This window comes from Streptomyces sp. NPDC028711 (assembly GCF_055565415.1).
In genome coordinates, this window is the sequence record NZ_JBVHUJ010000007.1 from 149,785 (window position 1) to 171,225 (window position 21,441).

19 protein-coding genes and 1 tRNA gene are annotated in these 21,441 nt (G+C 68.7%); 9 read left to right on the top strand and 11 right to left on the bottom strand.

The window, feature by feature from the left end; translation table 11 throughout:
- Positions 1-35: 35 nt before the first annotated feature.
- From ACZ4VK_RS22625 to dnaA, 11 genes are all read right to left on the bottom strand, one after another.
- Positions 36-1,424, bottom strand: a complete 1,389-nt coding sequence (locus ACZ4VK_RS22625) for a hypothetical protein (protein WP_468354700.1) — start codon at positions 1,422-1,424, stop codon at positions 36-38.
- Between the two features lie 104 nt (positions 1,425-1,528).
- Positions 1,529-1,663, bottom strand: coding sequence for a DLW-39 family protein (locus ACZ4VK_RS22630; RefSeq protein WP_003958712.1), 135 nt, complete (start codon positions 1,661-1,663; stop codon positions 1,529-1,531).
- A 158-nt stretch (positions 1,664-1,821) separates the two neighbouring features.
- A tRNA-Ile gene (locus ACZ4VK_RS22635) sits at positions 1,822-1,895 on the bottom strand.
- Positions 1,896-1,992: 97 nt separating this feature from the next.
- Entirely contained in the window at positions 1,993-2,553 is a 561-nt protein-coding gene (locus ACZ4VK_RS22640) for a DUF3566 domain-containing protein (protein WP_468354703.1), read from the bottom strand.
- Between the two features lie 106 nt (positions 2,554-2,659).
- Positions 2,660-5,278: a DNA gyrase subunit A gene (gene gyrA, locus ACZ4VK_RS22645; protein WP_468354706.1), complete on the bottom strand. Its 2,619-nt coding sequence runs from the start codon at positions 5,276-5,278 to the stop codon at positions 2,660-2,662.
- A gap of 41 nt (positions 5,279-5,319) precedes the next feature.
- Complete coding sequence (gene gyrB, locus ACZ4VK_RS22650) at positions 5,320-7,347, bottom strand: DNA topoisomerase (ATP-hydrolyzing) subunit B (protein WP_468354709.1); 2,028 nt, start codon at positions 7,345-7,347, stop codon at positions 5,320-5,322.
- A gap of 419 nt (positions 7,348-7,766) precedes the next feature.
- Positions 7,767-8,321 carry a DciA family protein gene (locus ACZ4VK_RS22655; protein ID WP_468354712.1) on the bottom strand — a complete coding sequence of 185 codons (555 nt, stop codon included), beginning with the start codon at positions 8,319-8,321 and terminating at the stop codon, positions 7,767-7,769.
- Positions 8,318-9,439, bottom strand: a complete 1,122-nt coding sequence (recF, locus tag ACZ4VK_RS22660) for a DNA replication/repair protein RecF (RefSeq protein WP_468354715.1) — start codon at positions 9,437-9,439, stop codon at positions 8,318-8,320. The genes ACZ4VK_RS22655 and recF overlap by 4 nt, the downstream gene beginning before the upstream one ends.
- A 60-nt stretch (positions 9,440-9,499) precedes the next feature.
- A complete protein-coding gene (gene gnd, locus ACZ4VK_RS22665) occupies positions 9,500-10,378 on the bottom strand; it encodes a phosphogluconate dehydrogenase (NAD(+)-dependent, decarboxylating) (protein ID WP_468354718.1) in 879 nt (292 codons plus the stop codon).
- 109 nt (positions 10,379-10,487) lie between these two features.
- On the bottom strand, positions 10,488-11,618 hold the full coding sequence (gene dnaN / locus ACZ4VK_RS22670; RefSeq protein WP_030205035.1) for a DNA polymerase III subunit beta: 1,131 nt from the start codon (positions 11,616-11,618) through the stop codon (positions 10,488-10,490).
- 907 nt (positions 11,619-12,525) lie between these two features.
- Complete coding sequence (dnaA, locus tag ACZ4VK_RS22675) at positions 12,526-14,280, bottom strand: chromosomal replication initiator protein DnaA (RefSeq protein ID WP_468354721.1); 1,755 nt, start codon at positions 14,278-14,280, stop codon at positions 12,526-12,528.
- 396 nt (positions 14,281-14,676) lie between these two features.
- Between dnaA and rpmH the strand changes: the two genes are divergently transcribed.
- The 9 genes from rpmH (at position 14,677) to ACZ4VK_RS22720 (ending at position 21,430) form a co-directional block, all read left to right on the top strand.
- Positions 14,677-14,814 (top strand): 50S ribosomal protein L34, encoded by a 138-nt coding sequence (rpmH, locus tag ACZ4VK_RS22680; RefSeq protein ID WP_030205020.1) that lies wholly within the window; start codon positions 14,677-14,679, stop codon positions 14,812-14,814.
- Positions 14,815-14,834: 20 nt separating this feature from the next.
- Positions 14,835-15,206, top strand: coding sequence for a ribonuclease P protein component (rnpA, locus tag ACZ4VK_RS22685; protein ID WP_468354724.1), 372 nt, complete (start codon positions 14,835-14,837; stop codon positions 15,204-15,206).
- Positions 15,203-15,529: a membrane protein insertion efficiency factor YidD gene (gene yidD / locus ACZ4VK_RS22690; RefSeq protein WP_015034858.1), complete on the top strand. Its 327-nt coding sequence runs from the start codon at positions 15,203-15,205 to the stop codon at positions 15,527-15,529. Before rnpA ends, yidD begins: the two co-directional genes overlap by 4 nt.
- 3 nt (positions 15,530-15,532) lie before the next feature.
- A complete protein-coding gene (gene yidC, locus ACZ4VK_RS22695; protein ID WP_468354728.1) occupies positions 15,533-16,855 on the top strand; it encodes a membrane protein insertase YidC in 1,323 nt (440 codons plus the stop codon).
- 29 nt (positions 16,856-16,884) lie between these two features.
- Positions 16,885-17,409, top strand: coding sequence for a Jag family protein (locus ACZ4VK_RS22700; protein WP_468354731.1), 525 nt, complete (start codon positions 16,885-16,887; stop codon positions 17,407-17,409).
- Positions 17,410-17,526: 117 nt separating this feature from the next.
- Complete coding sequence (gene rsmG / locus ACZ4VK_RS22705) at positions 17,527-18,243, top strand: 16S rRNA (guanine(527)-N(7))-methyltransferase RsmG (RefSeq protein ID WP_468354735.1); 717 nt, start codon at positions 17,527-17,529, stop codon at positions 18,241-18,243.
- 236 nt (positions 18,244-18,479) lie between these two features.
- Positions 18,480-19,556, top strand: a complete 1,077-nt coding sequence (locus ACZ4VK_RS22710) for a ParA family protein (protein WP_389680587.1) — start codon at positions 18,480-18,482, stop codon at positions 19,554-19,556.
- Complete coding sequence (locus ACZ4VK_RS22715; protein ID WP_468354739.1) at positions 19,553-20,653, top strand: ParB/RepB/Spo0J family partition protein; 1,101 nt, start codon at positions 19,553-19,555, stop codon at positions 20,651-20,653. Before ACZ4VK_RS22710 ends, ACZ4VK_RS22715 begins: the two co-directional genes overlap by 4 nt.
- Positions 20,654-20,812: 159 nt before the next feature.
- On the top strand, positions 20,813-21,430 hold the full coding sequence (locus tag ACZ4VK_RS22720) for a GNAT family N-acetyltransferase (protein ID WP_468354742.1): 618 nt from the start codon (positions 20,813-20,815) through the stop codon (positions 21,428-21,430).
- Positions 21,431-21,441: the final 11 nt, after the last annotated feature.

The window sequence follows — 21,441 nt, forward strand, 5'->3', positions numbered from 1 at the left end:
AACCCGCGACCCGCGACCCGCGACCCGCGAGGGCGCTACGCCACCCTCCGTCGTGCCACCAGCGTCCACGCGCCGAGGCCGAGGAGCAGCGCCGTCCCGCTGCCGATGCCGGCCATCGCGACGACGCGCATGGAGCCGCTCCGCTCGGCCGCGAGCGCCCCGCCGGCGCCGTTCGCGGCGGCCTCCCTGTCGTCGGCGGTCACCGTGAAGGGACCCGGGTCGCCGTCGTACCCGGGACCCGGCTTCGCGGCGCCCCGCACGGAGACCCGCAGGGTCAGCGGCAGCGGCTCGTCCCCGTACTCCTTGGCGACCTCCGGGCTGAGCGTGGCCGACAGGTAGTACCAGCCGGCGAACCGCATGCCGCTGGTGGCGTCCTGGTACGAGGTGCGGTTCTCGTGGGCCACGGGCCGCAGCGCGTCGAGCGCCAGCGTCTCGGACTTCCCGTCGTAGCTGCCGGAGTTCTCGGCGACGTGTCCGAGCGCCGGGTTCTCGAGGGAGAGGATCAGGGCGTTGCCGATGTACTCGTCACCGGCGGCGCTGCTGCCCAGCTCGGCGCTGGCGAACAGCTGCTGCCCCCAGTCGACCGGCACCCGGTAGAAGAGCGTCTGTCCCGGCCGGATGTCGGACCGCCACTCGCCCTGCGCCAGCGAGGTGGCGTCGTGGATCCCGGAGCCGCCCCGCCGCGCCGTGGGGCCGCCCGTGGGCGGCGCGGGCGTGCCGGAGGGCCAGACCTCGGGAAGCTCCGTCGGTCCGGCCTTCTTGAGGCCCGGCTCGGACGTGTACCGGATCTCGAGCTCCCAGTCGTCGGGGCTGGAGCTCGCCTTCGACTCGCGCTCGACGAGCACGTAGTAGGCGCCGGCGCCCTGGCAGCTGGAGCTGTCCGCGTCGACGATGCGGCGGGCGTACGCGGCGAGCGGCCGCGTGTACTCGGCCGAGGTGAAGTTCACCTGCTGGTCGCCGCACTCGGTGCCCGAGGTGTCCTGCATGCTGATCTTGAAGCCGTCGGCGTACTCGACCTTGCCGCCGGTCCTGGGGACGGCGACCACGGAGACGTACGCGTTCCGCTTGTCGTCGAGGTCGACCCGGTAGTAGACCTTGCCGTCCTTCTTGAGCGTGTCGCGGTAGGTCTGCCCGGCCTTGAGCCGCGGCCCGTCCGAGCTCGAAGCGGCTCCCTGGACCCGCTGTGCCGAGCCGTCGAAGGTGTACGGCGGAAGGGCGCCCCCCTCGGCGGCCGACGCCTGACCAGGCGCCATCGCCGACGCCTGACCAGGCGCCATCGCCGACGCCTGACCAGGCGCCATCGCCGGCGGCCGTCCCGGAGTCGTCGCCGTCGCCGTGCCGGGCAGCGCGGCCACCGCTCCGACCGCCGCGGCCGCCGTGATCAGGGCCCCCGCCCTCCGGCCGATGCCGGCCTGCGTCCTCACCCGCTCCTCCTCTTCACTTAAGCAAGTCGACAATTTGCTCAGGCAAAGCAAAGCCCCGGCCCGCTCTCGCGCGGCCGGGGCTTCACCCACAGACGGTCTTCGTCTCAGACACCCGAACCTGCGGGCACGGAGTCGGTCGCCTCCGTCCACAGATCCTGCTCGGCGCGATCCGCCTGGATCTGGCGGTACACGAGGAGTCCGCCGATGGCGGCCAGTGCGACCAGGAGCAGCTTCTTCACCGCGCGACCTCGTCTTTCGTTGACGTAGGAGACTTCTGACGCCCACTCTACACATCGACCGATACCGATCGGTGATCTGTGCGAGCTTCAAACCTCCCACCGGCCCGGGACAAACAAATCGACCCGGACGGAGTAACCGTCCGGGTCGATCGACACTGTGGGGCTAACAGGATTTGAACCTGTGGCCTCATCCTTATCAGGGATGCGCTCTAACCAACTGAGCTATAGCCCCGCCGCGCTTGCGGTGTGTGTCCCGCGCGCTGACTCCTGAAGATTAGCGCACGTGGGGGCCAGTCCCAAAATCCGTTCCCGGACCGGCCCCGCGCGTCCTACTCGTCCTCGGCGAGCGTCAGCTCCACACCGCCGACGAAGCCGGCCGACAGGTTGTAGATGAACGCGCCGAGCGTCGCCAGGGCGGTCATCAGGACCACGTCGATCACTGCGATCACCGAGGTGAACATCAGCACCCGCGGCAGCGAGAGGAACGACTGCAGGTCGAAGCCGTTGGACTCGTTCGAGCCCGTCGCCTCGCTGATCGTGCCGCCGACCGTCGAGAACACGCCCATGGCGTCCATGACCATCCACAGCACCGCCGCCGCGACGACCGTGCAGATGCCCAGCGCGATGGAGAGCAGGAAGCTCACCTTCATCACCGACCACGGATCGGCCTTGGCCACCCGCAGCCGCGCCTTGCGCGTCCGGGGCGTCGTGCTGGCCCCCGTACGCGGCCGGCGCACGCCGGCCCCCGCCGTCTGGCCGCCCGGCGCCGCGGCACCGTACGCCTGCGGCGGGTGGTAGGGCCCGCCCGGCTGCTGCGCACCCGTGCGCTCGCCGGGCAGCGGCCCGTTGTAGCTCTCGTACGAGGGCTGCTGCCCTCGAGTGTCCGTCACCGCAACCCCCTGGGAGTCCGTGGCGGGGCCACGGGCGCCGTTCGCTCCAGCACCAGCAGAAGCTCCGGCGGCCGCCGATCCGGCGCCCGTGGCTCCACTCACGCTCTTACTCCTCGTGCTCCCCGGCCGAGGGCTCCGTGCCCTCGACTGCCTCGGTCTCGACCACCACGGTCTCGACCACCGCGCCCTCGGACGCCTCCACGGCGTCCTCGGCGTCATCGACTTCGTCGTCGCTGCCGGCCTCGGCGTTCCTCGCGATGCCGACGACGGCATCGCGCTTGCCCAGGTTGATCAGCTGGACGCCCATGGTGTCACGGCCGGTCTCCCTGACTTCGTTGACTCGCGTACGAATCACACCGCCGGAGAGCGTGATGGCGAGGATCTCGTCCGTCTCCTCGACCACCAGCGCGCCCACGAGCGAGCCACGGTCCTCCACGATCTTGGCGGCCTTGATACCGAGGCCGCCACGGCCCTGGACGCGGTACTCGTCGACGGGGGTGCGCTTCGCGTACCCGCCGTCGGTCGCGGTGAAGACGAACGTACCGGGCCGGACGACATTCATCGAGAGCAGCTCGTCGTCCGCGCGGAAACTCATCCCCTTGACGCCCGAAGTGGCGCGTCCCATCGGACGCAGCGCGTCGTCCGTGGCGGTGAAGCGGATCGACTGCGCCTTCTTGCTGATGAGCAGCAGATCGTCCTCCGCGGAGACCAGCTCCGCGCCGATCAGCTCGTCGTCGCCACCGTCCTCCGTCTCCCGGAGGTTGATCGCGATGACACCGCCCGATCGCGGCGAGTCGTAGTCCTTCAGCGCGGTCTTCTTGACCAGGCCGGCCTTGGTGGCGAGCACCAGGTACGGCGCGGCCTCGTAGTCGCGGATCGCCAGGATCTGGGCGATCTGCTCGTCCGGCTGGAAGGCGAGCAGGTTGGCCACGTGCTGGCCGCGCGCGTCCCGGCCGGCGTCGGGCAGCTCGTACGCCTTGACGCGGTAGACCCGGCCCTTGTTGGTGAAGAAGAGCAGCCAGTGGTGGGTCGTGGAGACGAAGAAGTGGTCGACGATGTCGTCCTGCTTCAGCTTCGTGCCGCGCACGCCCTTGCCGCCGCGCTTCTGCGAGCGGTAGTCCTCGGTCTTCGTCCGCTTCACATAGCCGCCACGCGAGATGGTGACGACGATGTCCTCCTCGGCGATCAGGTCCTCGATGGACATGTCACCGTCGAAGGGCACCAGCTTGGAGCGGCGGTCGTCGCCGAACTTCTCGACGAGCGCGGCCAGTTCCTCGCTGACGATCGCGCGCTGGCGCTCCGGCGAGGCCAGGATCGCATTGTACTCGTTGATCTTCGCCTGGAGTTCGTCGTGCTCGGCGACGATCTTCTGGCGCTCCAGGGCGGCGAGCCGGCGGAGCTGCATCTCCAGGATCGCGTTGGCCTGGATCTCGTCGATCTGCAGGAGGTCCATCAGGCCGCCGCGGGCGACCTCGACCGTGTCGCTGCGCCGGATGAGCGCGATGACCTCGTCGATCGCGTCGAGCGCCTTGAGCAGACCGCGCAGGATGTGCGCGCGCTCCTCGGCCTTGCGCAGCCGGAACTTCGTCCGCCGGACGATGACCTCGATCTGGTGCGTCACCCAGTGGCGGATGAACGCGTCGAGCGAGAGGGTGCGCGGCACGCCGTCGACGAGCGCCAGCATGTTCGCGCCGAAGTTCGTCTGGAGGTCGGTGTGCTTGTAGAGGTTGTTGAGGACGACCTTGGCGACGGCGTCACGCTTGAGCACGATGACCAGGCGCTGGCCGGTCCGGGACGAGGTCTCGTCGCGGACGTCGGCGATGCCGCCGATCTTGCCGTCCTTGACCAGGTCGGCGATCTTCTGCGCGAGGTTGTCCGGGTTGGTCTGGTACGGCAGCTCCGTGACGACCAGGCACTGGCGGTTCTGGATCTCCTCGACCTCGACGACCGCGCGCATCGTGATCGAGCCACGGCCGGTGCGGTACGCCTCCTCGATGCCCTTGCGGCCGACGACGAGCGCGCCGGTGGGGAAGTCCGGGCCCTTGATCCGCTCGATCAGCGCGTCGAGGAGCTCCTCGTGGCTGGCCTCGGGGTGCTCGAGCGCCCACTGGGCACCGGCCGCGACCTCGCGCAGGTTGTGCGGCGGGATGTTGGTCGCCATGCCGACCGCGATGCCGGCGCTGCCGTTGATCAGCAGGTTCGGGAAGCGGGACGGCAGGACCGTCGGCTCCTGGTTGCGGCCGTCGTAGTTGTCCTGGAAGTCGACGGTCTCCTCGTCGATGTCCCGGAGCATCTCCATCGACAGCGTCATCAGCTTGCACTCGGTGTACCGCATGGCGGCGGCCGGGTCGTTGCCCGGGGAACCGAAGTTGCCGTTGGAGTCGACGAGCGGCATCCGCATCGACCAGGGCTGGGCGAGGCGGACGAGCGCGTCGTAGATCGAGGAGTCGCCGTGCGGGTGGTACGTACCCATGACGTCACCGACGACGCGGGCGCACTTGTAGAAGCCCTTCTCGGGCCGGTAGCCGCCGTCGTACATCGCGTACAGCACGCGCCGGTGGACGGGCTTGAGGCCGTCCCGTACGTCGGGCAGCGCGCGGGACACGATGACGGACATCGCGTAGTCGAGGTACGAGCGCTGCATCTCGGTCTCGAGCCCGACGGGCTCGATCCGCAGCACGGGCTCCTGCTCTTCGGTGGTACCCGGGGTGTTTTCGTCGGCCATTGCTGGTCGTCAGTCCTTTCGTACGGTCAGCTGAGACCGACTCAGATGTCGAGGAAACGAACGTCCTTGGCATTGCGCTGGATGAACGAGCGGCGTGCCTCGACGTCCTCGCCCATCAGCACCGAGAACAGGTCGTCGGCCTGCGCGGCGTCGTCCAGGGTGACCTGGCCGAGCACCCGGTGCTCGACGTCCATGGTGGTGACGCGCAGCTCCTCGGCGTTCATCTCGCCGAGACCCTTGAAGCGCTGGATCGAGTCTTCCTTGATCCGCTTGCCGTTCTGCTTGCCGAGCGTGACGAGCGCGTCCCGCTCCCGGTCCGAGTACGCGTACTCGAAGTCGTCCCGGCCCCACTTGATCTTGTAGAGCGGCGGACGGGAGAGGTAGACGTGACCGGCCTCGACCAGCGGCCGCATGAAGCGGAAGAGGAAGGTCAGCAGCAGGGTGTTGATGTGCTGGCCGTCGACGTCGGCGTCCGCCATCAGGATGATCTTGTGATAGCGGAGCTTCTCGATGTCGAAGTCCTCGTGGACACCGGTGCCGAAGGCCGAGATCAGGGCCTGGACCTCGGTGTTCTGCAGGATCTTGTCGATCCGGGCCTTCTCGACGTTCAGGATCTTGCCGCGGATCGGCAGGATGGCCTGGTACATCGGGTTGCGGCCGGACTTGGCCGAGCCGCCGGCGGAGTCACCCTCGACGATGAAGATCTCGCACTTGACCGGGTCGTTCGACTGGCAGTCGGACAGCTTGCCCGGCAGCGAAGCCGATTCCAGGAGACCCTTGCGGCGGGTGAGGTCGCGGGCCTTGCGGGCGGCCACGCGCGCGGTGGCCGCCTGGATCGACTTGCGGATGATGTCCGCGGCCTCGACCGGATTGCGGTCGAGCCAGTCGTTGAGGTGCTCGTAGACCGCCTTCTGGACGAAGGTCTTCGCCTCCGTGTTGCCCAGCTTGGTCTTGGTCTGGCCCTCGAACTGCGGCTCGCTCAGCTTGACCGAGATGATCGCGGTCAGACCCTCGCGGATGTCGTCGCCCGTGAGGTTGTCGTCCTTCTCGCGGAGGAACTTCTTGTCGCGCGCGTACTTGTTGATCAGCGAGGTCAGCGCCGCACGGAAGCCCTCCTCGTGCGTGCCGCCCTCGTGGGTGTGGATGATGTTGGCGAAGGAGTACACGCCCTCGCTGTAGCCGCTGTTCCACTGCATCGCGACTTCGAGGGAGAGGGCCTTGTCCTTGTCCTCGGCCTCGAGGTCGATCACGGTGGGGTGGATCAGCTCGCCCTTGCGCGAGTTGAGGTACTTCACGAAGTCGACGATGCCGCCCTCGTAGTGGTACTTCACCGTGCGCGCGGTGGGCTCGGCGGCCTCCGCCTCGGGGTCGTCCGCGCCGACCGTGGCCTTCGCCGACTCGCGCTCGTCCGTGAGCGTCAGGGTGAGGCCCTTGTTGAGGAAGGCCATCTCCTGGAAGCGCCGCGCGAGCGTCTCGAAGGAGTACTCGGTGGTCTCGAAGATGTCCGGGTCGGCCCAGAAGGTGACCGAGGTACCGGTCTCGTCGGTCGCCTCGTGCTGGACGAGCGGGGCCGTCGGGGCGCCCATCTTGTAGTCCTGCGTCCAGCGGTAGCCGTCCGTCTTGATCTCGACGGCGATCTTGGTGGACAGGGCGTTCACGACGGAGACGCCGACACCGTGCAGACCACCGGAGACCGCGTAGCCGCCGCCGCCGAACTTGCCGCCCGCGTGCAGCACGGTCAGCACGACCTCGACGGCCGGCTTGCCCTCGGAGGCGACGATGCCCACCGGGATGCCGCGGCCGTTGTCGATAACGCGGACGCCGCCGTCGGGGAGGATCGTGACGTCGATGGTGTCGGCGTGGCCGGCCAGGGCTTCGTCGACCGAGTTGTCGACGACCTCCTGCACCATGTGGTGCAGACCGCGCTCACCGGTCGAGCCGATGTACATGCCAGGGCGCTTGCGCACGGCATCCAGGCCTTCGAGGACCTGGATGTTGCTGGCGGTGTACTGGTTGTTCTCGTTGGGGTCGCCGGAATCGGCCACGAAGCGCCCTTTCTGGCACAGCACAGGCCGTTCTCCGGGCATGCGGGAGCGGCTGCGTCGTTCGACATGTTCCGCAGGGTGGCGGGATTGTCTCCCAGTCTACCGGTAGCGCAGACAGTCATGGGGGTTTGCCGGTCCCTGAGTCCGCATGTGCCGCCCTGAGCGGGAGCGAGACGACTCCCCATATCCGGACAGGGGCTTCAGAGCCCCCTGACGGCCACCCAGCGCTTCGGCTCGTAGCGCGTTGTGGGTGTCAGGTTCACAGCGTCGCGGGCATGCGTTCCGCCCCACGTTGTGGGCATGCGTTCCGCCGGGGCGATGGGGGTGCCCCCTGCTCGAGCGAAGCCGAGAGCTTGGGGGAGGGTGGGCACAACGCCACCAGCGCAGCGCTCTCTGCCTGAACCCGCACCCCGCACCGCCCGCACCCCCGGCAGCCCGGCGCCCTAGCCGTACGTGTCCCCGGGCCCCACAGACCCCGGCGCCCGCAACGGCCCGTACCCCCGCCGCGGCGCCCCCGGCCCCAGCACCTTGATCATCCGCACGGTCCCGTGCCCCAGGTCCTCGTTCAGCCGCGCCACCAGCGTCGGCGCGAGCAGCCGCAGCTGGGTCGCCCACGCCGTCGAGTCGCACTGCACCGTGAGCACGCGCGCGTCCGGCTCGTCGTCGAACTTGAGCGGTACGCAGTGCTTCGCGAGGTTCTCGCCGACGATCTGCGGCCAGCGGCCCATGACCCCGCCGACGGCCGCCGGTGTCTCCCAGCCCCGCTCGGTGATCAGCCGGTTGATCGCGGCGCCGAGCGCCATCGGGTCACGTCCGTCGGCGCGCGCACCTGAGCGCAGTCCGCCGCCGCGCCTCGCCTGCTTCTTCTGCTGGGCGGCCGCGCCCTTGGCCTTCGCCTGTTCCCTGGCGGCGCGCAGCGCGACCCGCGCGAGATCGACACCCGAGGGTTCGGGCACCGAAGGAGTGTCCACAGGCTGTGGAAGCTTTTCCTCGCTCATGCCCGCTCCGCCGTCCCGTCGGCCACCGTGTACCGCGTCCCCGCGAGCACCCCCGGCACGTCGTCGTCGACGGCGGCCGTCACCAGGACCTGCTCACCGCCCGCCACGAGCTCCGCGAGCCGCTCGCGCCGCCGTGCGTCCAGCTCGGCGAAGACGTCGTCGAGGACGAGGACGGGCTCATTGCCCTCGGACCGCAGCAGGTCGTACGAGGCGAGCCGAAGGGCCAGGGCGTACGACCAGGACTCCCCGTGGCTCGCATACCCCTTCGCCGGCAGGTCGCCGAGCTTCAGCAGCAGCTCGTCGCGGTGCGGACCGACCAGCGTGACGCCCCGCTCGATCTCCTGTTTGCGCACCTCGGCGAGCGCCGCCATCAGCTGTTCGTAGAGCTCCTCCCGGGTGTGCCCGGTGCCGGGCGCGGAGGGGCGGTACTCCAGCAGAATCGGTCCTCCGGCGGGCGCGAGCTGGTCGTACGCCTTGTCCGCGAGCGGCTGCAGTACGGCGATCAGGTCGAGCCGCTGGGCGAGCAGCTCGGCCCCGGCCCGCGCCAGGTGCTGGTCCCAGACGTCCAGGGTGGAGAGGTCCATGCCGCGGCCGCCGTGCCGCCGTGCCATCGCGGCCGACTTCAGGAGCGTGTTGCGCTGCTTGAGCACCCGGTCGTAGTCGGAGCGCACCCCCGCCATGCGCGGTGTGCGGGCGGTGATGAGCTCGTCGAGGAAGCGCCGGCGCTCGCCGGGGTCGCCCTTCACCAGGGCGAGGTCCTCGGGCGCGAACAGCACGGTCCGTACGATCCCCAGCACATCACGCGGCCTGACCTGCGAGGACCTGTTGATGCGGGCACGGTTGGCCCGGCCGGGGTTGAGTTCGAGCTCGATCAGCTGGGAGCGCTCGCCCTGGGTGACGGCGGCGCGGATGACCGCGCGGTCCGCCCCCATCCTGACGAGCGGGGCGTCGGAGGCGACGCGGTGGCTGGAGAGGGTCGCGAGATAGCCGACGGCCTCGACCAGATTGGTCTTGCCCTGGCCGTTGGCGCCCACGAAAGCGGTGACGCCCGGGTCGAGCGGGACCTCGACCCGGGCGTAGGAGCGGAAGTCGGCCAGCGACAGATGCGTGACGTGCATGGTTGGGCGCCGACCTTCTTCCCCCGGCGGCTGTGCACCGCGGGGTGCACAGCCTGTGGATTACTTCTTGGACTCGACCGCGTGGCCACCGAACTGGTTGCGCAGCGCGGCGATCATCTTCATCTGCGGGGAGTCGTCCTGACGCGAGGCGAACCGCGCGAACAGCGAGGCGGTGATCGCCGGCAGCGGGACGGCGTTGTCGATGGCGGCCTCGACGGTCCACCGGCCCTCGCCGGAGTCCTGGGCGTAGCCGCGGAGCTTCGCCAGGTGCTCGTCCTCGTCCAGCGCGTTCACCGCGAGGTCGAGCAGCCAGGAACGGATGACCGTGCCCTCCTGCCAGGAGCGGAAGACCTCCCGCACGTCGGTGACGGAGTCGACCTTCTCCAGGAGCTCCCAGCCCTCGGCGTAGGCCTGCATCATCGCGTACTCGATGCCGTTGTGGACCATCTTCGCGAAGTGGCCGGCGCCGACCTTGCCCGCGTGGACCGAGCCGAACTCGCCCTCCGGCTTGAGCGCGTCGAAGATCGGCTGGACCTTCGCCACGTCCTCGGCGGAGCCGCCGTACATCAGCGCGTAGCCGTTCTCCAGGCCCCAGACGCCGCCGGAGACGCCGCAGTCGACGAAGCCGATGCCCTTGGCCGCCAGCTCCTCGGCGTGCTTCTCGTCGTCCGTCCAGCGCGAGTTCCCGCCGTCCACGACGATGTCGCCGGGGGAGAGCAGTTCGGCCAGCTCGTCGATGGTGGACTGGGTCGCGGCACCGGCCGGAACCATGACCCACACGACGCGGGGCCCCTTGAGCTTGCCCACAAGCTCTTCGAGGCTGTGGACATCGGCGAGGTCCGGATTGCGGTCGTATCCGATGACGGTGTGGCCTGCGCGGCGGATGCGCTCGCGCATGTTGCCGCCCATCTTGCCGAGACCGACGAGACCGAGCTCCATCAGAGATTCCTTAAGCGTCGTGTGCGGTTTTCCCGGGTCCGAGCCTACGCCCGGACCCGGGTGCACACCTGTGGGGTCAGCCGCTCAGGCGATCCCCTGACGACAGGCCTCAGCCGGAGAGACGCACCGGCATGATCAGGTACTTGTACGCCTCGTCCGCCTCGGCGTCCACGGCCGGCTTGCCGCTCAGCAGCGCCGGCTTCGTGGAGGTCGTGAAGGACAGCTGGGCGACCGGGGAGTCGATGGCGCTCAGGCCGTCGAGCAGGAACGTCGGGTTGAAGGCGATCGAGATGTCGTCGCCCTCCAGCTGCGCGTCCACACGCTCCACAGCCTGTGCGTCGTCGCTCGAACCCGCCTCCAGGATCAGCACGCCCTGCTCGAAGCTCAGCCGGACCGGGGTGTTGCGCTCGGCCACCAGGGCCACACGCTTCACGGCCTCGACGAAGGGGGCGGTCTCGATCACCGCGACCGAGTTGAACTCGGTGGGGAAGAGAGTCCGGTACTTCGGCAGGTCGCCCTCGAGCAGCCGGGTGGTGGTGCGGCGGCCCGCGCCCTCGAAGCCGATGAGGCCCTCGCCCTTGCCGGAGCCCGAGAGCGCCAGGGTGACCGTGTCGCCGCTGGTGAGCGCCTTGGCGGTGTCCAGGAGGGTCTTCGCGGGCACCAGGGCGACCGCGGAGGCGTCCGGGGACTCCGGCTTCCACAGGAACTCGCGGACCGCGAAGCGGTAGCGGTCGGTGGAGGCCAGCGTGACCGTGTCGCCCTCGATCTCGATGCGCACACCGGTGAGGACGGGCAGCGTGTCGTCGCGGCCGGCGGCGATGGCCACCTGCGCGGCGGCGGAGGCGAAGACCTCACCGGGGACCGTGCCGGTCGCGGTGGGCATCTCCGGCAGCGCCGGGTACTCCTCCACAGGCAGGGTGTGGAGGGTGAAGCGGGAGGAGCCGCAGACCACCGTCGCCCGTACACCGTCTGTGGAGATCTCCACCGGACGGTTGGGGAGGGCGCGGCAGATGTCGGCCAGCAGTCGGCCGGAGACGAGGACGGTGCCGTCCTCCTCGACCTCCGCCTCGACGGACACCCGGGCCGAGACCTCGTAGTCGAAGCTCGAGAAGCTCAGGGCGCCGTCCTCGGCCTTCAGCAGAAGGCCCGCGAGCACGGGCGCCGGCGGACGGGCCGGGAGGCTGCGGGCCACCCAGGCCACCGCCTCCGCGAGTACATCGCGCTCCACCCGGATCTTCACCGGAACCGCCTCCTGCTTGTTGCTGGCTCTTCGTCGACTGCGGGAACCAGTCTGACGTACGCCGCCGACACTCGGTGCTGCTCCGGGTCAAGTCGCGACAAGAGCGCGCCGGAGCTCCGGCGCCGAGTTGTGCACAGGCCCCACTTCGAAGCGGATTCCGAGCTAACTCTATGTGGGAGTAGTAGTAGGGCCTGTGGAAACGGTGGATAACCCCGTATGCGCAGGTCAGGGCCGGTTTTTTGTCCACCGTGCCTGTGGGTGGAGCCGGTGGACAACTGGGGTTCTCTGTGGACACCCAAAAGTTCTGCACAGCCCATGCACAGGCCATGGGGAGTTCTCCCCAGCGCTGTCCCCAGCTTTACCCACGTTCCCCACAGCCCAACCGTCCCCCTTGGTGTGACGGCTTTCACTCGACGCGGTGAGGAGGGCCGATTCGTTGCCGAACAGTGGACAGGGCTGTGGAGAAGCTGTGGGCAACAGACCCCACCCTGTGGGCAGCCAGTGGACAACCGTCAGGACTCCCTGTGGACGAAAGATTCATCCACAGCCTGTGGACATCATTTACCAACAATTCCCCAAGGGTCTGAGCTGGGGTGATGGCCTGTCACCAGGCTTGCCTGTGGACACGTTCCGGATAACTCGACAGTCCCCACCCTGTGGACGGGAGATCATCCCCCAATCTGTGGAGAACCCGCCACCGGAACGGAGTAATCGAACACCCCGGTCGGCGGACAAGACCTTGGACGACCCCGGGAAGCGCGCGAGAAGGGCTCCGGACGGCCCCGCGGAGGCCTCGAAAGGGCCGCGAGGAGTCCCCGGAGCATCCTCGTGAGGCCTTGGCGATACGCCGAAGGGCGCCCAGGGAGGTTGTCCCGGAGCGCCCTTCGGATGCTGCTGAAGCGGTTCGTCAGCCGTTCTTGATGCGGTTGGTCAGCTCGGTGACCTGGTTGTAGATGGAGCGCCGCTCGGCCATCAGCGCGCGGATCTTCCGGTCCGCGTGCATCACCGTCGTATGGTCACGGCCGCCGAACTGCGCGCCGATCTTCGGCAGCGACAGGTCCGTCAGCTCGCGGCACAGATACATGGCGATCTGCCGGGCCGTCACCAGGACGCGGCTGCGCGAGGACCCGCAGAGGTCCTCCACCGTCAGACCGAAGTAGTCGGCCGTGGCCGCCATGATCGCCGGCGCGGTGATCTCCGGCGAGGAGTCCTCGCCGCCCGGGATCAGGTCCTTGAGGACGATCTCGGTCAGCCCCAGGTCGACCGGCTGCCGGTTGAGGCTCGCGAAGGCCGTGACCCGGATCAGCGCGCCCTCCAGCTCACGGATGTTCCGCGAGATCCGGGAGGCGATGAACTCCAGGACCTCCGGCGGCGCGTTGAGCTGCTCCTGCACCGCCTTCTTGCGGAGGATCGCGATGCGCGTCTCCAGCTCGGGCGGCTGCACGTCGGTGGTCAGACCCCACTCGAAGCGGTTGCGGAGCCGGTCCTCCAGCGTCACCAGCTGCCGGGGCGGCCGGTCCGAGGAGAGCACAATCTGCTTGTTCGCGTTGTGGAGCGTGTTGAAGGTGTGGAAGAACTCCTCCTGCGTCGACTCCTTGCTCGCGAGGAACTGGATGTCGTCGACCAGGAGGATGTCCACGTCCCGGTAGCGCTTCCTGAAGGCGTCGCCCTTGCCGTCGCGGATCGAGTTGATGAACTCGTTGGTGAACTCCTCCGAGCTCACGTAGCGCACACGCGTGCCCGGGTAGAGGTTCCGCGCGTAGTGGCCGATCGCGTGCAGCAGGTGGGTCTTGCCGAGGCCGGACTCCCCGTAGATGAAGAGCGGGTTGTACGCCTTCGCCGGCGCCTCGGCCACCGCGACGGCGGCCGCATGCGCGAAGCGGTTCGAGGAACCGATGACGAAGGTGTCGAAGAGGTACCGGGGGTTCAACCGTGCGTGCTGCTCCCCGGGAGCCCCCCCCTGCGTGCCGGACGAGGACCCGTGGCCGCCCCCAGGGCCGGGGACGGGACCGCCCGGCCGGGGGCCGGGGCGGGCACCGTGGTTCTGCGGGTCCGGCAGCTCGGTGCGCTCGGACCGCTGCGGCTCGTAACCCCGGGGCGGCTCGTCGTAGCGCGACTGCCGCGACTGATCGGGGCCGGTGTACGGGGCCCGCTCCTGGTAGCCGCCCATCCGGGACTGCTGCCAGCCCAGGTCCTCCTGGGTACGCGGCCAGGTGCCCGGGTCGGGCCGCTGCTGGCCGTAGTCGGGGTAGGCGGGGCGTGCCGTGGGCAGACCGTCGTCGGGCATCGGCCGATGGCCGTAGCCCTCGTACTTCTCGTACTGCTCGGGCTGCGGGCGCTCGTCGTAGCGGGACTGCTGCGACGGAGGCGCCGGCGGAGTCGGCTCGCCGACGGAGTCGTCGACGGTGATCGCGATCCGGATCGGGCGGCCGCACTCACGGCTGAGGGTCTCGCTGATCAAGGGCGCGAGCCGGCCCTCGAGGACGCGCTTTCCCCACTCGTTGGGTACGGCGAGGAGCGCCGTGTCGGCGACCAGGGCGAGCGGCTGGCAGCGTTCGATCCACTGCTTGTCCTTGGGCTCGATTCCCTGCTGGCCCTCGGCGAGGAGCTGCTCGAGGACGCGTGGCCACACTGCGGCAAGATCGGCAGGTACGTCAGCCACAGGGCACGCTTTCTCGCAGGTCCCACGATGGTGTGGTTCTCGGGGACGGTGGGTCGGTGTCCGTGAGGACGGGGGTCCGTGAGGACAGGTGGGACAGAACGGAAAAGAATGTGGAGTCCGTCCACGGTAGTCGCGGCGGCTGACGTGGTTCAAGTTGTTGTCCACAGCCTGTGCACAATGGGGGGTGGCGACAGGTCGGTTTGACCGGATGGCGTAGCCGCGCGTACCGTAACCAGGTCGAGTTGTCGATGGCTGCTGCCGCCTGCCTCCGATGGGCAAAGATCACGATCTGTGATCGTTTAGCGGTGCACTCGGGCGTATTGCGAGCTACTCGTGGGCGCACGGTGACAGCCAGGCGATGTCCCGCCGTCTACGAATCATTTCTGGAGCCCCCGAGTGAGCAAGCGCACCTTCCAGCCGAACAACCGTCGTCGCGCCAAGACCCACGGCTTCCGCCTGCGGATGCGCACGCGTGCCGGCCGAGCCATCCTTGCGAACCGCCGTTCCAAGGGTCGCTCTGAGCTGTCCGCCTAAACCGCTTAACAGGTCATGACGTGCTGCCTACCGAGAATCGGCTGAGGCGGCGCGAGGACTTCGCAACCGCGGTACGCCGAGGGCGCCGGGCCGGTCGCCCGCTCCTCGTCGTCCACCTACGCAGCGGTGCAACGAACCCGCACGCGCCTGGGGAGAGCGCTCCCCCGACGCGTGCGGGTTTCGTCGTGAGCAAAGCCGTGGGTGTTGCGGTCGTACGCAACCAGGTGAAGCGTCGCCTCCGCCATCTCATCCGCGATCGGCTCACCGAGCTGCCCCCCGGTAGCCTGGTGGTCGTACGGGCGTTGCCCGGAGCCGGCGACGCCGACCACGCACAGCTGGCCCGAGACCTGGACGCCGCTCTCCAGCGGCTGCTGGGAGGGGGCGCGCGATGAAGTACCCGCTGCTGGCTCTCATCAAGCTGTACCAGTGGACGATCAGCCCGCTCCTGGGCCCCGTCTGCCGGTACTACCCGTCGTGTTCCCACTACGGATTCACGGCCATCGACCGGCATGGCGCGATCAAGGGCACGGCCCTGACCGCCTGGCGCATTCTGCGGTGCAACCCGTGGTCGCCCGGCGGTGTGGACCATGTCCCCCCGCGTAAGCGCCCCCGCTGGCACGAAATGCTGAGGAACGCGCTGCGCGGCGACAAGGGCGGGTCCACCGCCGAGACGAGCCCGGCCGCAGAGACCTCGCCCAATGCTCAAGGAGCCTGATTAGTGGACACGATTGCCAGTCTGTTCAGCTTCATCACCTGGCCCGTTTCCTGGGTCATCGTCCAGTTCCACAAGGTGTACGGGGCGGTCTTCGGCCCTGACACGGGCTGGGCCTGGGGCCTGTCCATCGTGTCCCTCGTGGTGCTCATCCGTATCTGTCTGATCCCGCTGTTCGTCAAGCAGATCAAGTCGACGCGGAACATGCAGGCGCTCCAGCCGAAGATGAAGGCGATCCAGGAGCGCTACAAGAGCGACAAGCAGCGTCAGTCCGAAGAGATGATGAAGCTGTACAAGGAGACGGGCACCAACCCGCTCTCCTCGTGCCTTCCCATCCTGGCGCAGTCGCCGTTCTTCTTCGCTCTGTACCACGTGCTGTCCAACATCGCCGAGGGCGACAAGGTCGGCGCGATGAACCAGGCGCTGGTCGACAGCGCCCGGCAGGCCCATATCTTCGGTGCCCCGATCGCCTCGAAGTTCATGGACAGCGCCGCCGACGTCGCCGCGCTCGACGCCTCGATCGTCTCGGTCCGCATCGTCACCGCGATCATGATCGTCCTGATGTCGGCCTCGCAGTTCTTCACCCAGCGCCAGCTGATGATGAAGAACGTCGACCTCTCGGTGAAGACCCCGTACATGCAGCAGCAGAAGATGCTCATGTACATCTTCCCGGTGATCTTCGCCGTCATGGGCATCAACTTCCCCGTCGGTGTCCTCGTCTACTGGCTGACCACCAACCTGTGGACCATGGGTCAGCAGATGTACGTGATCAACCAGAACCCGACTCCGGGCAGCAAGGCGCAGGACTCCTACCTCCAGCGCCTCCTGAAGAGCATCACCACCCACGGCGAGGTCCGCGGCCGCCGCCGCAAGACCATCGTGAAGATGATCGTCGCCAAGGCCACCAGCGACCGCAACGAGAACGAGCGCCGCTTCTTCTCTGGTCTGACCAAGGCCGGTTTCGTCGCCCAGGCCGACGGCAGCGTGATCAAGGGCGAGACGATCGAGGCCGACGCCGAGGGCGGTGCCACCGCCAGGCGTCAGCAGCCCAAGCGCCAGACCAAGGCCCAGCGCCAGGCCGCCGCGGCCCAGCAGCTCGTGGCCAAGGACACCGAGGACGTCTCCGAGCCGGCCGCCGAAGAGGCGACCACCTCGCTCGAGAAGAAGCCCCAGGGTCCGGCCAAGACTGCCGCGAAGGACGAGCCGAAGGACGAGGCGGGCGACAAGCCGGCCCGCCCGAGCCGTGCCAACTCCGGTGGCTCCCGCCAGGGCAAGTCCGGTCAGCGCAAGGGCCAGCAGCGGCCCAAGCACCCGTCCTCCAAGAAGTAAGCCTCGCCGAAGCAAGAAGGAGTCCATCCGTGACGGAAGGCACCACCTCCGCCGCCGCCTCCGCAGCCGCCGAGGGTGGCGACACCCTGACCCGCCTGGAGCAGGAGGGTGAGATCGCGGCCGACTACCTCGAGGGTCTGCTCGACATCGCCGACCTCGACGGCGACATCGACATGGACGTCGAGGCGGACCGGGCCGCGGTCTCGATCATCAGCGACTCCAGCAGCCGTGAGCTCCAGAAGCTCGTGGGCCGCGACGGTGAGGTCCTGGAAGCCCTCCAGGAGCTGACCCGCCTGGCCGTCCACCGGGAGACCGGTGACCGCAGCCGTCTGATGCTCGACATCGCCGGCTTCCGCGCCAAGAAGCGCACCGAGCTCGCCGAGCTGGGCGCCAAGGCCGCGGTCGAGGTGAAGTCCACCGGTCAGCCGGTCAAGCTGGACCCGATGACGCCGTTCGAGCGGAAGGTCGTGCACGACGCGATCGCCGCCGCCGGTCTGCGCAGCGAGTCCGAGGGCGAGGAGCCGCAGCGCTTCGTCGTCGTGCTCCCGGCCTGAACCCTCACGTAGTCTCGGCCCCGTCTGTTCGCAGGCGGGGCCGATCTTTGTCAGCCTGATAGTCAGCCACCACAGTGCGCTCGTACGCGATGCGTGCGGTACGGAAGGACGGTTCCCGTGACGGAGGCAGCGGAGCTCCCCGAAGCTCCGGAGCAGGCGCGGACAGTCTTCGGTGAGTACTTCCCGGAGGCCGTGCGGTACGCGGAGCTCCTCGCGGACGCGGGTGTGAAGCGCGGTCTGATCGGCCCGCGCGAGGTCCCGCGGCTGTGGGAGCGCCACCTGCTGAACTGTGCGGTCCTCTCGGAGGTCGTCCCTGAGGGCATCACCGTCTGCGACGTGGGCTCGGGTGCCGGTCTTCCCGGCATTCCCCTGGCTCTGGTCCGGCCCGATCTGAAGATCACGCTCCTGGAGCCGCTCCTCCGCCGGACGAACTTCCTCCAGGAGGTCGTCGAGCTGCTCGGCCTCGACCATGTGACCGTGGTCCGAGGGCGAGCGGAGGAGATGCTCGGCAAGATCACTCCTGTGCACGTGGTGACCGCTCGGGCGGTGGCGCCTCTGGACCGGCTGGCCGGCTGGGGAGTCCCCCTGCTGCGCCCGTACGGGGAGATGCTGGCTCTCAAGGGTGATACCGCCGAGGAGGAGATCAACGGTGCGCGCGCCGCGCTCTCCCGGCTCGGTGTGGTGGAGACCTCGGTGCTGCAGGTGGGCGAGGGGATCGTCGATCCGCTGTCCACGGTCGTCAGGGTGGAGGTCGGCGAGAGCCCCGGGGGTGTGCGGTTCGCGGCCAAGCGGGCCAAGGCCGCCCGGACGAGCAAGACCCGTCGACGTCGCTGACCGTCCCATACGTACCATTTCGGAGTGTCGAACGGTCCCGGCCGGGCAGCGGGGGCATGGTGTTTCACGTGAAACGTCGCTCACTGCTGCAGGGGATCATCAGCCGCGGTCGCGCGGCTGCCACGCCCCGGGACCGTAGACCCCGTGTGAAGCCACCCGCGAGGGTTACGGAGATGTCCACAGAGGTGGATTCACCCACAGAACCACCGGCCTCGCTGGTTCACGACCCCGAAAGCATGGCAGGCTCTCCCCATCGCGAGCCTGAAGCCGAGGAGAGTGAATCCTTGCGGTCCGACGCCAACATCGCGGGACCGATGACCGATCCGGTCCCCGGTCCCCGAACCGAATCGGTGGGGGAGGATGTTTCACGTGAAACACCGCCCCCGATGGACGACACCCCCATTGGTCGTGCTGCCCAGCTGGCAGTAGAAGCCTTGGGTCGTGCCGGTGAGGGTCTTCCCCGCCCGGCGCAGACTCGCGTGATGGTGGTCGCCAATCAGAAGGGCGGCGTGGGCAAGACGACCACGACGGTCAACCTTGCCGCGTCCCTCGCCCTGCACGGTGCCCGGGTCCTGGTCATCGACCTGGACCCGCAGGGCAACGCCTCCACCGCACTCGGCATCGACCACCACGCCGAGGTCCCTTCGATCTACGACGTCCTGGTGGACAGCAGGCCGCTCTCCGAAGTGGTGCAGCCCGTCATGGACGTCGAAGGCCTCTTCTGCGCCCCCGCCACCATCGACCTCGCGGGTGCCGAGATCGAGCTGGTGTCGCTGGTGGCCCGTGAGAGCCGCCTTCAGCGGGCGATCCAGGCCTACGAGCAGCCGCTCGACTACATCCTGATCGACTGCCCGCCCTCGCTCGGTCTCCTCACGGTCAACGCCATGGTGGCCGGAGCCGAGGTGCTGATCCCGATCCAGTGCGAGTACTACGCGCTCGAGGGGCTCGGGCAGCTTCTGCGGAACGTCGACCTGGTACGAGGGCATCTCAACCCCGCGCTCCACGTCTCGACGATTCTGCTCACGATGTACGACGGCAGGACGCGGCTTGCCTCCCAGGTCGCCGACGAGGTGCGCACGCACTTCGCCGAGGAGGTGCTGCGGACCAGCATCCCGAGATCCGTCCGGATCTCCGAGGCCCCGAGCTACGGGCAGACGGTCCTCACCTATGACCCGGGCTCCAGTGGCGCCCTGTCGTATCTCGAAGCGGCACGCGAGATCGCCCTGCGGGGGGCCGCAGTGCACTACGACCCGCAGCACGCCCATGTAGGGCACCAGAACAACCAGCGCAGCATGTCGGAGGGGATCCAGTGAGTGAGCGACGTAGGGGATTGGGGCGTGGGCTCGGTGCGCTGATCCCCGCTGCTCCCCAGGAGCGGCAGGCGCCGACGGTCGGCGTCGGGGCGGGGGCGACCTCCCCCGGTGCGGTCCCGTCCCTGTCGTCGGACCGCGGGGTGGCCGCCGCCAAGCTGGCGACGCTCCCGCAGAGCGCGCAGTCCCCGGAGTCCGCGCTGTCGTGGAACGAATCCGACGCGGTGGTCCGGCCGGAGCCTCCGGCAGGGGCCTACTTCACGGAGCTTCCGCTCGACGCGATCGTTCCCAACCGGCACCAGCCCCGTGAGATCTTCGACGAGGACGCTCTGGCGGAGCTCGTCATCTCCATCAAGGAAGTCGGCCTTCTCCAGCCCGTGGTCGTGCGCAAGGTCGATGACGAGCGCTATGAGCTCGTCATGGGCGAGCGTCGCCTGCGAGCCTCCAGGACCGCGGGACTTGAGCGGATTCCGGCGATCGTCCGGGACACCGACGACGAGAAGATGCTCCTGGACGCGCTCCTGGAGAACCTTCACCGGGCCCAGCTGAACGCGATCGAAGAGGCTCACGCTTACGAGCAGTTGCTCAAGGACTTCGGCTGCACTCATGACCAGCTCGCGGAGCGGATCGGGCGGTCCCGTCCGCAGATCTCCAATACGCTGCGTCTTCTGCGGCTCTCGCCGCCGGTGCAGCGGAGGGTCGGCGCCGGAGTGCTGTCCGCCGGCCATGCCCGGGCCCTGCTCGGTGTGGAGGACCCGGAGGCCCAGGACAAGCTGGCCTTTCGGATCGTCTCCGAAGGTCTCTCGGTGCGTTCGGTCGAGGAGATCGTGAGCCTCATGGGCTCCGAGGAGTCCGTCGGTACGGTCAAGCCGAAGGGACCGCGTGCCGGCGGTCGTGTCTCGCCCGCGCTGACGGAGCTTGCCACCCGGCTCTCGGACCGCTTCGAGACCCGGGTGAAGGTCGATCTGGGGCAGAAGAAGGGCAAGATCGTCGTCGAGTTCGCGTCGATGGAGGATCTGGAACGGATTCTGTCGACGCTGGCTCCCGGCGAAGGCCGGGTCATGGACAAGAAGAACGCCGAACAGGAGGCGGAGAGCTGATTCTCTTCGCTTCCTGAGGCTGCCCTGGGCGGGCTGTGCTCCGGTCTTCACCGGAACGCGGCCCGCCCTTTGTCTGTGTGCGGTGTCTTCCCGATCGCCCGATCGATACGATTCCAAGAGGCGTATCCGTGCTCGATGGCGAGGGAATGAGGAGCGGCAGTGGGGCGTCGGCTCGTACCGCTCACGCTGGACAACCTTCCGGACCTGCCCAAGCGGTGTCGCTCCTGTGTCTTCTGGGAGCTGGACCCGGTCAGTGGAGAGGCTGCGGTGAAGACCGGCCGGCCGGAGCTGGAGAAGGAGGCCTGGATCTCGGGCGTCCTCCTGGAGTGGGGGTCCTGCGGTCGGGTGGTCTATGTCGACGAGGTGCCGGTCGGCTATGTCCTCTACGCTCCCCCGGCCTATGTGCCGCGTTCGACGGCCTTTCCGACGAGCCCCGTGGCCGCCGATGCCGCGCAGTTGATCACGGCCTGGATCATGCCCGGCTACCAGGGCCAGGGGCTCGGCCGGGTGATGGTGCAGACCGTGGCGAAGGATCTGCTGCGGAGGGGCTTCAAGGCCATCGAGGCGTTCGGGGACGCCCGGTGGAAGGAGCCGGCCTGTGTCCTGCCGGCTGATCATCTGCTGGCGGTGGGCTTCAAGACCGTCCGTCCGCATCCTGCCTTCCCCCGACTGAGGCTGGAGCTCCGGACGACGCTGTCCTGGAAGGAAGACGTCGAGATGGCCCTGGACCGGCTTCTCGGCGCCGTACAGAAGGAGCCCGTCCTGCGGCCGCTCTAGATGCCCGGACA